9 protein-coding genes and 1 pseudogene are annotated in these 10,279 nt (G+C 70.7%); 8 read left to right on the top strand and 2 right to left on the bottom strand.

The window, feature by feature from the left end:
- The 8 genes and pseudogenes from BZZ08_RS31890 to BZZ08_RS31855 all read left to right on the top strand — a co-directional run.
- Positions 1-1,386 (top strand): annotated as a pseudogene (locus tag BZZ08_RS31890) (nitrate- and nitrite sensing domain-containing protein); the annotation flags it as partial.
- 9 nt (positions 1,387-1,395) lie between these two features.
- Positions 1,396-1,809, top strand: a complete 414-nt coding sequence (locus BZZ08_RS31885; protein WP_003973453.1) for a roadblock/LC7 domain-containing protein — start codon at positions 1,396-1,398, stop codon at positions 1,807-1,809.
- Positions 1,810-1,920: 111 nt separating this feature from the next.
- Positions 1,921-2,319: a DUF742 domain-containing protein gene (locus BZZ08_RS31880; protein WP_003973454.1), complete on the top strand. Its 399-nt coding sequence runs from the start codon at positions 1,921-1,923 to the stop codon at positions 2,317-2,319.
- Complete coding sequence (locus BZZ08_RS31875) at positions 2,300-2,875, top strand: GTP-binding protein (protein WP_003973455.1); 576 nt, start codon at positions 2,300-2,302, stop codon at positions 2,873-2,875. The genes BZZ08_RS31880 and BZZ08_RS31875 overlap by 20 nt, the downstream gene beginning before the upstream one ends.
- A gap of 406 nt (positions 2,876-3,281) precedes the next feature.
- The gene (locus BZZ08_RS31870) at positions 3,282-6,509 is read left to right on the top strand and encodes a sensor histidine kinase (RefSeq protein WP_198601809.1); all 3,228 of its coding nucleotides are present in this window, start codon (positions 3,282-3,284) and stop codon (positions 6,507-6,509) included.
- A 10-nt stretch (positions 6,510-6,519) separates the two neighbouring features.
- On the top strand, positions 6,520-6,933 hold the full coding sequence (locus tag BZZ08_RS31865; RefSeq protein WP_004983065.1) for a roadblock/LC7 domain-containing protein: 414 nt from the start codon (positions 6,520-6,522) through the stop codon (positions 6,931-6,933).
- Between the two features lie 94 nt (positions 6,934-7,027).
- Positions 7,028-7,600 carry a DUF742 domain-containing protein gene (locus BZZ08_RS31860; RefSeq protein ID WP_104635679.1) on the top strand — a complete coding sequence of 191 codons (573 nt, stop codon included), beginning with the start codon at positions 7,028-7,030 and terminating at the stop codon, positions 7,598-7,600.
- Positions 7,581-8,162 carry a GTP-binding protein gene (locus tag BZZ08_RS31855; protein ID WP_009314218.1) on the top strand — a complete coding sequence of 194 codons (582 nt, stop codon included), beginning with the start codon at positions 7,581-7,583 and terminating at the stop codon, positions 8,160-8,162. The genes BZZ08_RS31860 and BZZ08_RS31855 overlap by 20 nt, the downstream gene beginning before the upstream one ends.
- Positions 8,163-8,407: 245 nt before the next feature.
- On the opposite strand, the gene BZZ08_RS31850 is transcribed toward BZZ08_RS31855, so the two are convergent.
- Together BZZ08_RS31850 and BZZ08_RS31845 are read right to left on the bottom strand one after the other, a co-directional pair.
- The gene (locus BZZ08_RS31850) at positions 8,408-8,605 is read right to left on the bottom strand and encodes an acyl-CoA carboxylase epsilon subunit (protein ID WP_059302326.1); all 198 of its coding nucleotides are present in this window, start codon (positions 8,603-8,605) and stop codon (positions 8,408-8,410) included.
- 17 nt (positions 8,606-8,622) lie between these two features.
- Positions 8,623-10,206 (bottom strand): acyl-CoA carboxylase subunit beta, encoded by a 1,584-nt coding sequence (locus BZZ08_RS31845; RefSeq protein WP_104635678.1) that lies wholly within the window; start codon positions 10,204-10,206, stop codon positions 8,623-8,625.
- Positions 10,207-10,279 lie beyond the last annotated feature (73 nt).

Genomic DNA, 10,279 nt, shown 5'->3' with positions numbered 1-10,279 from the left:
CGGGGCGGCAACGGCGACGCCGAGCAGGGCCGTCGTCCCCAGCTGCCGCCGCGCGGCGGTCCGCGGGCCGAGCTGCCCGGCGGCAACCCGCAGCCGCGGGTGCCCAGCTGGAGCGACGAGAACGCGCAGCCGCCCGTGCCGCGCGCCTCGCTGGACACCCCGCGCGGCCACGACGAGCCGGACAGCTCCCGCACCGACCGGACGCCGCGCCTCGACGAGCGGCAGGGTCCGGGATCGACCGCGGAGATGCCGGCCGTGCCCCGGTTCGGTGAGCCGCAGTCCCCCGCCGCCACGGCCGAGTTCGCCCGCCCCGACTTCGACGCTCCGGTGCCCCGTCGGGACGAGTCGCATGACACGGGCCAGTTCGCCCAGCCCGGCCAGAACCAGTACGACGGCCGGAACCAGTACGACGGCCAGAACCAGTACGAGGACCAGTACCGGCAGGATCAGTACCGGCAGGACCAGTACGGACCGGGTCAGTACGGATCCGGCCAGTACGGCCAGGACCGGCCGGACCAGGGCCAGTACGACCAGGGCCGGTTCGGTCAGGACGCGCCGCAGAACGACCAGTTCGCACGGCCCGAGCCGGCCGCCCCGCAGCAGGGCGGCGGCGCGTTCGTCCGCTCGGACGTCTTCGGCGGGCAGCCCGCCCAGGCCGCCCCGAACGGTTCGGCCCCGGCCGACCGGTTCGCCGGCGCCCAGGGCTACGACAACGGCTCGACCGGACAGCACAACCTGCCGGCCCGTCAGAACCCGGCGGCCACCGGGCAGTTCGAGCGTCCTCAGGTGGGCGGCACGCAGGGCGGGAACGACTTCGGCGCCCCGCGTCCGCCGGCCCCGCAGCGGCCGGTCGCACCGGAGCCCGTGGCCCAGAACACCAACGGCACTCCCGCGCAGCGGCCCGGAGACGGATGGGCGCTGCCCCCGGCCACCGGTCCCGGTGACGGGCGTACGCCGCTGTACGACACGCTGGAGACCAACTGGTTCCACGGGGACCGCGAGTCGAGGGCGCCGCAGGACGCCCCGGCCGCGACCCCGGAGCCGCAGGCCGCCCAGCCCCAGACCCCGGCGGCCCCCCAGCGGCCGGCCACCTCCGCCTGGCGCAGCTCGCCGAACGACGACCTCGTCCGGCAGGCGGAGCGCGTCAGGCAGCCGGCCGCGGGCGGGGTCACCACCTCCGGCCTCCCGCGCCGGGTCCCCCGGGCCAACCTCGTCCCGGGGACGGCTCAGCAGCAGTCGCACCAGAGCGGTCCGGCGGTTTCGCGTGCGCCCGACGACGTGCGCGGCCGGCTGACCAATCTCCGTCGGGGAATCGCACAGGGCCGTCAGGCCGGTACCAACCAGACCGGCAGCTACCCGCGGCCCACTCACCAGCAGGAGCGTTAGTTGAGCCCGATGAGCCAGGCGGCACAGAACCTCAACTGGTTGATCACGAATTTCGTGGACAACACCCCAGGGGTGTCCCACACCGTCGTCGTGTCCGCCGACGGACTCCTCCTGGCGATGTCGGAGGGCTTCCCTCGCGACCGCGCCGACCAGCTCGCGGCCGTCGCCTCGGGGCTGACCTCACTGACGGCCGGGGCCTCCCGGATCTTCGAGGGCGGCAACGTGGCGCAGACGGTCGTGGAGATGGAGCGAGGGTTCCTCTTCCTCATGTCCGTCTCGGACGGCTCGTCCCTGGCCGTCCTCGCGCACCCGGAGTGCGACATCGGCCTCGTCGGCTACGAGATGGCGCTCCTGGTCGACCGCGCGGGCGCGGTCCTCACACCCGACCTGCGCGCCGAACTACAAGGCAGTCTGCTCCACTGATCGGCCCCGGCACCACCCGTGTTACCAAATCACCGTCCGGCCGCCACAATCCCCCCACCGGCCTCGTCAGACGGCTTGACTGACCGACTTGCTGTCCCGCCCGGAGGATTCATGACCCCGCCCACCGCCTCTCATGATCCGTACGCGGAGCCGTACGAGGACGAGGGCGACCAGCCGCTGGTACGTCCCTACGCGATGACCGGCGGCCGGACCAGGCCGCGCTATCAGCTCGCCATCGAGGCGCTGATCAGTACGACGGCCGACCCGGCAGCGCTCATGGGACTGCTCCCCGAGCACCAGCGCATCTGCCATCTGTGCCGCGAGGTGAAATCGGTGGCCGAGGTGTCGGCCCTGCTGGCGATGCCGCTCGGTGTGGCGCGGATCCTGGTCGCGGACCTCGCGGAGGCCGGGCTCGTCGCCATCCACCAGCCTGGCGGCGACGAGAACAACGGCGGTGCGCCGGACGTGACACTGCTCGAAAGGGTGCTCAGTGGACTTCGAAAGCTCTGACGGAGGGCGGGCGACCACCTCCGCGAAGATCGTGGTGGCCGGTGGCTTCGGCGTCGGCAAGACCACGTTCGTGGGCGCCGTCTCCGAGATCAACCCCCTGCGCACCGAGGCCGTGATGACCTCGGCCAGCGCCGGGATCGACGACCTCACGCACGCCGGGGACAAGACGACCACGACGGTCGCCATGGACTTCGGCCGCATCACGCTCGACCAGGACCTGATCCTGTACCTGTTCGGCACGCCGGGCCAGGACCGGTTCTGGTTCATGTGGGACGACCTGGTGCGCGGTGCGATCGGCGCGGTCGTGCTGTGCGACACCCGCCGGCTGGCCGACTGCTTCCCGGCCGTCGACTACTTCGAGAACAGCGGTCTGCCGTTCGTCGTCGCGCTCAACGGCTTCGACGGTCAGCAGCCCTACTCCCCGGACGAGGTGCGCGAGGCGCTGCAGATCGGCCCGGACACCCCGATCATCACGACCGACGCCCGGCACCGCGCCGACGCCAAGTCGGCACTGATCACGCTGGTCGAGCACGCGCTGATGGCCCGCCTGCGGTAGGTCCGCCCACCGCCGCAGCCAAGTCGGCAGGCTTCTACGGCACTTGTCGTAGACGAGTCGGAGCCGGCTGTGTCCTTTGACACGGTCGGCTCCGCTGTTCATAACGTTTCGGCAGAGGAATCGGGTGGTACCGACACGCGACGCGGTCAACTGGTCTCGCTGCGCGCACGAACGCCCCGTCTTTTGACGGACCTCGCTCTTTATGACCGTTTTACGCGAGGCTTACATCACGTGTAACCCCCGCGTTCCACTGTTTGGAAGAGCGCTGGTCGCCGTGCTGGAATGCCAGAACTGCCCCATGGTCAAAGACGTACTCAGCAGTAGCGCGTACTCGATGACTGACGGAGTGGGTTCTGAGACACAGCGGCACGACACAGGTGCCGACCGCCGAGAGGTTGTTGGTCGAGTGAGGCGAAGCAAGAACGGTCCCGAGCCATCGGCCCGGGGCAACTTCACCCCGCCGCCGCGCACAGCGGCGTCCGCCCCCGTCCCCGCCGCGGAACCCAAGGCCGAGCCCGCGCCGAGCGGTGGCCGCTTCACACCGCGCAACTGGCGGGTGACCACCCGGCTGAACGCGATCCTGCTCATACCCGTGCTGGTCGGCCTCGTCATGGGCGGCTTCCAGGTGAAGAGCTCGATCGACACCTGGCAGGACGCCGAGGACGCCGAGAGCACCGCGCGTCTGGTGCGCGCCTCCCTCGGCTACGCCAACGCCCTCTACAACGAGCGCGACATCACGGCGGCCCCCCTGCTGCAGGGCAAGGGTGAGAAGGACGCCACCGTCAGCAAGGCCCGCCAGGCCACCGACGACGCGGCCGACGTCTTCGACGAGGCGGCCCAGGGCATGCCCGCCAAGGCGGGCCTGGAGCGCCGGCTGAAGGTCTTCCGCGAGCAGGAGCCCAAGGTCCAGACGCTGCGGGCGGCCGCGTACACCTCCAAGCTCAAGGGCGTGGAGACCGAGGAGGGCTACACCGGCGTCGCCCACCCCCTGATGGAGTTCGCCAACGAGCTGGGCCTGGGCACCGGCAACATCACCTCCTACGGCCGTACCGTCTACGCGATCTCGCTGACGAAGGCGGCGCTCTCGCTGGAGCGCTCCATCGGCATGCACATGCTGGTCAAGCCCGGTCCGGAGCCCAGCCACCTCGCCAGCCAGCGCGTCGCGCTCTCCTCGTACGCCTACCTGGAGCGCATCGCAATCGAGGAGTACATCGGCGGCGGTACCGAGGCGGACGCGCAGAAGCTCGAGGACGCCGAGGCGAAGCTCAAGGAGGACGGCGCGGCCATGGCCAAGGAGGCCAAGGCCAAGGACCCGGACTACGTGCCGCCGCCGTCCGACCCGACGACGATGATCTCGGAGCTGGCCGGACTCGCGTCCACGGACACCAGCGCCCGGGCGGAGCTGGCCCGGCAGGGCATCACGCCGGAAAACTGGTGGGCGGTCAACACCCTCAAGTTCGACGCGTACCAGAAGATCGAGTCGGACCTGGCCGACAAGGCGGTGTCCGAGGCGTCCGGGATCGCCGACGACGCCGAGCGTGACGCCTACATCACGGGTGCCGCGGTCGTGATCGCGCTGCTCGCCGCGTTCGTCCTGGCCGGCATGGTGGCCCGCGGGATGAGCCGCTCCATGCGCCAGCTGCGCAACGCCGCCTTCGGCATCGCCGAGCAGCGCCTGCCGATGCTGGTCGACCAGCTCTCCCGCACCGACCCCGGCCGGGTCGACACCCGGGTGCAGCCGATCCCGATCACCTCGACCGACGAGATCGGCGAAGTCGCCCGCGCCTTCGACCAGGTGCACCGGGAGGCCGTCCGGCTCGCCTCCGAGCAGGCGCTGCTGCGCGGCAACATCAACGCGATCTTCACCAACCTGTCGCGCCGCAACCAGTCGCTGATCGAGGGCCAGCTGAGCCTGATCACCGACCTGGAGAACAACGAGGCCGACCCCGACCAGCTGGAGAACCTCTTCCGGCTGGACCACCTCGCCACCCGTATGCGCCGCAACGGCGAGAACCTCCTGGTCCTCGCCGGCGAGGAGCCCGGCCGCCGCTGGGACCAGCCGGTCCCGCTGGTCGACGTGCTGCGCGCCGCCTCCTCCGAGGTGGAGCAGTACGAGCGCATCGAGCTGTCCGGCGTGCCGGAGGCCGAGATCCACGGCCGCGCCGTGACCGACCTCGTGCACCTGCTCGCCGAGCTGCTCGAGAACGCCACCACGTTCTCCTCGCCGCAGACCAAGGTCCGCGTCACCGCGACCCGGCTGCCCGACGGCCGCGTGATGGTGGAGATCCACGACAAGGGCATCGGCCTGACCGCCGAGGACTTCGCGGACATCAACCACAAGCTGGCCAACCCGCCGACCGTGGACGCCGCGATCTCGCAGCGCATGGGCCTGTTCGTGGTCGGCCGGCTGTCCGACCGGCACGGCATCCGGGTCCAGCTGCGCCCCTCCGGTGAGCAGGCGGGCACCACCTCGCTGGTCATGCTCCCGGACGCCATCACCCACGGCGGTGGCGGCGGCGAGCAGCAGCCGCGCGACGAGTTCACCGTCTCGCAGATCATTCCGGAGCAGAACTTCCAGGGCGAGAGCTTCGGCCAGATCGGCGAGCCCATGCGGACCGCCGCCGAGCTGGGCTTCGACGACAGCCGGTACGCCGAGGTCCCGGACGACATACGCGAGCTGGACCCGGTGGGACGCTCGCTGATGCGCGAGGAGCGCCGCGCGGCCCTGGAGGCCCAGTCGCAGCCCGAGCTGCCGGGTCCGGCCGACCAGGGCGAGGGCGCAAACCACGGGGCCACCGCCTTCCAGGACCAGTTCACCGGTCAGCAGCCCGGGTACGACCAGCCCCTCGACGGCTACCCACAGCAGCCGAACGGCGCTTACCAGGGGCAGCCCAACGGCGGCTACCAGGAGCAGCCGAACGGCGGGTACGACCCGCAGTCGGCGTACGCCGACCCGCAGCAGGCCTACCAGGAACCGCAGCAGGCGTCGTACGACGAGCAGTACTACGCGCCGAACGGCGGCCTGCCGGAGTCCGGGAACTACGCGCCCTTCGAGCAGCGGCGCCACCAGGACGACTGGCCGCAGCAGGACGGATACCAGAACGGTTATCCGGACCAGTACTCCGCGGGCACCCCCCAGGCGCAATCCGCCCAGGCCGCTGACGTGACCGAGTCGGACCGCGTAGGCTTCGACCGTCCGGGGCCTGCCCCCTCCGCCGCCCACGAGCTGACCGACGCGGGTCTTCCCCGCCGCGGCGCCACCGCGGGCGACGCGGGGCACGTGGGCCAGGAGACGCCGGCCGCCGCACCGGGGGCGGGCGGCGAGGACACCTGGCGGTCGGCCAACGACGACCGCTGGCAGCAGGCTTCGGCGCTGCGCAAACCCAAGGCGGGCGGGGTGACCTCCTCGGGGCTGCCGCGGCGGGTGCCCAAGGCCAACCTGGTCGAGGGCGCGGCCGAGACCACTCCCCAGGGAGGCCCCCAGATCTCCCGCGCTCCGGAGGACGTCCGGGGCAGGCTGAGCAACCTGCGGCGCGGCGTCGAGCGAGGCCGCAACGCAGGCAGTGAAACGAACGGCCAGGACACAAGGAATGAACACCGTGGTCCTGACAGCACCTACAACCAGGAGCGTTAGTGTGAGCCCGATGAGCCAGGCGGCGCAGAACCTGAACTGGTTGATCACCAACTTCGTGGACAACACCCCGGGGGTGTCCCACACGGTGGTGGTCTCCGCCGACGGACTCCTTCTGGCGATGTCCGAAGGGTTTCCTCGCGACCGAGCCGATCAGCTCGCGGCCGTCGCCTCCGGCCTGACCTCGCTGACCGCCGGTGCCTCGCGCATCTTCGAGGGCGGCAGCGTGAACCAGACGGTTGTGGAGATGGAGCGCGGATTCCTCTTCATCATGTCCATCTCCGACGGCTCGTCCCTCGCGGTTCTCGCACACCCCGAGGCGGACATCGGTCTCATTGGGTACGAGATGGCCCTTCTGGTGGACCGTGCGGGCACGGTTTTGACTCCCGATCTGCGGGCTGAGCTCCAAGGGAGCCTTCTCAACTAAAGGACAGACGGTGCGTTTTGGCGTCCCGTGGCCGTAAAGTTTCGGGACGCGGCTCCACAGCGATGGGTGCCAGGCACAGTCGGAGGAGGAAAAAGTGGCAACACCCCCAGGCGGTCCGTCATCGGGCAACTGGTCGTACGGCCCTGGTCAGGGCCAAGGCGACGGCTCGACGCACGGATACGGCTACCCCTCCGTGCCGAGTCACCGGCAGCCGTACGCGCCGCAGGGCCCCGGCCCTTCGCCGTACGACCAGCCGCATGCTCCGCGCATCCAGCCCGTGCAGCCGCAGCGCCGCACCCCTGAGCCGGCGCCCGCCGGGGCGTCGAACAACCCCCTGGTGCGCCCGTACGCCATGACGGGCGGCCGCACCAGGCCCCGGTACCAGCTCGCCATCGAGGCGCTGGTGCACACCACCGCGCAGCCGCACCAGATGCAGGGCCAGCTGCCCGAGCATCAGCGGATCTGCAATCTCTGCCGGGAGATCAAGTCGGTGGCCGAGGTCTCGGCCCTCCTGACGATCCCTCTCGGCGTGGCCAGGATCCTCGTCGCCGACTTGGCGGAGGCGGGACTGGTCGCCATCCATCAGCCCGGCGGCGACGAGAGCGCCGGCGGCCAGCCAGACGTGACACTGCTCGAAAGGGTGCTCAGTGGACTTCGCAAGCTCTAGCGGCGGTCCTTCCCGCTCCACCACTTCCGCGAAGATCGTGGTGGCGGGCGGCTTCGGCGTGGGCAAGACCACGTTCGTCGGCGCTGTCTCGGAGATCAATCCGCTGCGCACAGAGGCCGTGATGACATCCGCGTCGGCGGGCATCGACGACCTCACCCACACGGGGGACAAGACGACCACGACGGTCGCCATGGACTTCGGACGCATCACGCTCGACCAGGACCTGATCCTGTACCTCTTCGGTACGCCCGGCCAGGACCGGTTCTGGTTCATGTGGGACGACCTGGTGCGCGGCGCCATCGGGGCGATCGTCCTGGTCGACACGAGGCGGCTCGCCGACTGCTTCCCCGCGGTCGACTACTTCGAGAACAGCGGCCTGCCGTTCGTCATCGCGCTCAACGGCTTCGACGGTCAGCAGCCGTACAACCCGGACGAGGTCCGGGAGGCGCTGCAGATCGGCCCGGACACCCCGATCATCACGACGGACGCCCGGCACCGCGCCGACGCGAAGTCTGCGCTCATCACTCTCGTGGAGCACGCGCTGATGGCGCGGTTGCGCTGAGGGCTGCGCCGCATTCTTGCGGGCCATCGTGCCGCTGGGGCGGCACGGGTGGGCGCAGGCGGCACCCCGTCAGCGCCGGGTTGCGCGACGCCCCCTGCGGCCACTGGGCCGCCGGGGGCGGTTTCGTCGCCGGGTGCGGGCAGTACGTGGCTGGTCGCGCAGTTCCCCGCGCCCCTGGGCGTTCACCGAGCCCGGCGTAACAAGAGAGGCCCCTCCGAGTGGAGGGGCCTCACTTGTTGCTCGGGTCAGCGCCAGCTGTGCGGCGCCCTGAAGCCCGGCTCGCGTTCCAGGCGGCGCCAGCCCGCGCGGGCTCGGCCGCCGCCGTGGGTCGGGGCGATCTCGGCGGGGCGGGCGGCGGCGCGGGCCAGGAGGAGGGCCGTGATGGCGGCGACTTCCTCGGGTTCGGCGTGGCCCTTCTCGACGCGGATGTCGGGAGTGGACATGGAGGTGGCTCCTCGGATCACTGCGGCGGGTTGCCGTGCTTGCGGGAGGGCAGGTCGGCGTGCTTGGTGTGGAGCATCGCCAGGGACTTGATCAGCACCTCGCGGGTTTCGGCGGGGTCGATGACGTCGTCGACCAGGCCGCGTTCGGCCGCGTAGTAGGGGTGCATCAGCTCGGACTTGTACTCCTTGACCATGCGGGCCCGCATGGCCTCGGGGTCCTCGGCCCCGGCGATCTGCCGGCGGAAGATGACGTTGGCGGCACCCTCCGCGCCCATGACGGCGATCTCGTTGGTCGGCCAGGCATAGGTGAGGTCGGCGCCGATGGACTGGCTGTCCATGACGATGTAAGCACCTCCGTACGCCTTGCGCAGGATGAGCGAGATCCGGGGCACGGTCGCGTTGCAGTAGGCGTAGAGGAGCTTGGCGCCGTGGCGGATGATGCCGCCGTGCTCCTGGTCGACGCCGGGCAGGAAGCCGGGTACGTCCAGAAGGGTGATGATCGGGATGTTGAAGGCGTCGCACATCTGGACGAAGCGCGCGGCCTTCTCCGACGCCTCGATGTCCAGGACTCCGGCCAGGGCCTGCGGCTGGTTGGCGACGATGCCGACGACCTGGCCGTCCAGGCGGGCCAGGGCGCAGATGATGTTGCGGGCCCAGCGCTCGTGGACCTCCAGGTACTCGCCCTCGTCGACGAGTTCCTCGATGACCTTGGTCATGTCGTAGGGGCGGTTGCCGTCCGCCGGGACCAGGTCGAGCAGCACGTCCGAGCGGCGGTCCGCGGGGTCGGAGGACTCGTGGCGGGGCGGGTTCTCCCGGTTGTTCTGCGGGAGGAGGGAGAGGAGGTAGCGGACCTCGGCGAGGCAGGTCTCCTCGTCGTCGTAGGCGAAGTGGCACACGCCGGACGTCTCGGCGTGCACGTCCGCGCCGCCCAGGCCGTTCTGGGTGATCTCCTCGCCGGTGACCGCCTTGACCACGTCGGGGCCCGTGATGAACATCTGCGAGGTGTCGCGGACCATGAAGACGAAGTCGGTCAGGGCGGGGCTGTAGGCCGCGCCGCCCGCGCACGGGCCGAGCATCACGCTGATCTGCGGGATGACCCCGGACGCCTTGGTGTTGCGCTGGAAGATGCCGCCGTAGCCGGCGAGGGCGCTGACGCCCTCCTGGATCCGGGCGCCGGCGCCGTCGTTCAGCGACACCAGCGGGGCACCGGCCGCGATGGCCATGTCCATGATCTTGTGGATCTTCGTGGCGTGGGCCTCGCCCAGCGCACCGCCGAAGATCCGGAAGTCGTGGGCGTAGACGAAGACCGTGCGGCCCTCGACCGTGCCCCAGCCGGTGATGACACCGTCGGTGTACGGCTTCTTGGTCTCCAGGCCGAAGCCGTTCGCCCGGTGCCGGCGCAGCTGCTCGACCTCGCGGAAGGAACCCGCGTCCAGGAGCAGCTCGATCCGCTCACGCGCCGTCAGCTTGCCCTTGGCGTGCTGCGCCGCCGTCGCCTTCTCGCTCGGTCCGGCCAGCGCCTGCGCACGGATCTCGTGCAGCTCGGCCACTCGCCCGCGCGCGTCCGTCGGCTCACCCGGCGCCTCATCCAAAACGGTCATGTAGCGACTCTACGAACCCGACCAAGGATTGCGAGCCGTCGACTCCGTACAGTCTCCGGCCCGTTTTCCTGGT

Source organism: Streptomyces sp. MH60 (assembly GCF_002939385.1).
Lineage (GTDB): Bacteria > Actinomycetota > Actinomycetes > Streptomycetales > Streptomycetaceae > Streptomyces.
The sequence above is the reverse complement of the archived record's forward strand: the minus strand, read 5'-3'. Positions and strand labels throughout refer to the sequence as shown.